The following is an 887-nucleotide window of genomic DNA, read 5'->3' as shown; positions in this document are numbered from 1 at the left end:
TCTACATATTTACAATGATAATCTCAGTTACCAAGATTAAAAAGGACGCAAAAGAATTAAACAAATTACTGCAAAAACATCAGGAAAAGCAGTCCGATAATGCATCTTAGCGTTAAATTTACGCATCTTACTTAACTTTCTGTTTCTTTTAAAAAGCAAAATTCTATAATTCCAACATGGAGAATAATATGTTGAGAAAATTGCTTTTATTATGCGTTTTAATTTTAGTTGTTGAAAGTTTATTTGCGGAAAATATTCACACAACTGTAGAGATTAACGGAGTAATCGTGAACGGCGGTTTGGTATATGTCGCCGTATACTCAAATAAAAATGATTATAAAAACGAAACGGCCTTTACCAACTTTATTTTACAGCCAAATAAAACCGCTTTAACGCATTCTTTGGATTTGCCTGACGGTGAGTATATAGTTTCTGTTTTTCAGGATAAAAACGGTGATGGAAAACTCAATACCATTTTATTTGGCATACCGTCAGAACCTGTCGGTAAAACTAATTATAACCTAAGGGGAGTGCCAGGCGGTTTTAATACATTGAAAGTGCCGATAAATAACAATTCGACAAAACTAATTGTCAATATAGGAAAAGTGAAAGCATTGGGGGTAATATGAAAAAATATCTGGAATGTATTTTCCCATTTCTAATTGGCACTATTTTGTCCGTTTCAATGGGTTTAACGATATGGGTTGGATTTTTCTTTGTTTTTATTCCGGTTGGATTAAGCATGTCAATTGGCGTTTTCCTCAGTATTCGATTAAATAATCCAGACTTGGGAAGAAAAATCAGCCTTTCTATAATTTCGCTGGTTTTCCTGGTTTTTCTGGGAGTAATGCAGAGAGAAAATATGCAGATCGAAGAAACTGTAATTT

The 887-nt window shown here is 33.3% G+C and carries 1 protein-coding gene and 1 pseudogene; both read left to right on the top strand.

Annotation, left to right across the window (positions count from 1 at the left end):
* Positions 1-188: 188 nt before the first annotated feature.
* Entirely contained in the window at positions 189-629 is a 441-nt protein-coding gene (locus ACYVRH_RS13495) for a DUF2141 domain-containing protein (RefSeq protein ID WP_461257410.1), read from the top strand.
* Positions 626-887, top strand: a pseudogene (locus ACYVRH_RS13490) (hypothetical protein); the annotation flags it as partial. The gene ACYVRH_RS13495 and the pseudogene ACYVRH_RS13490, both read left to right, overlap by 4 nt.

The organism is Treponema sp. R80B11-R83G3 (genome assembly GCF_054786115.1).
This window is presented reverse-complemented; position numbering and strand designations above follow the sequence as displayed.

What these genes read in the sequence shown, in the direction of transcription:
- ACYVRH_RS13495 (WP_461257410.1), top strand. Translation starts at nt 189, where the DNA reads ATGTTGAGAAAATTGCTTTTATTATGCGTTTTAATTTTAGTTGTTGAA.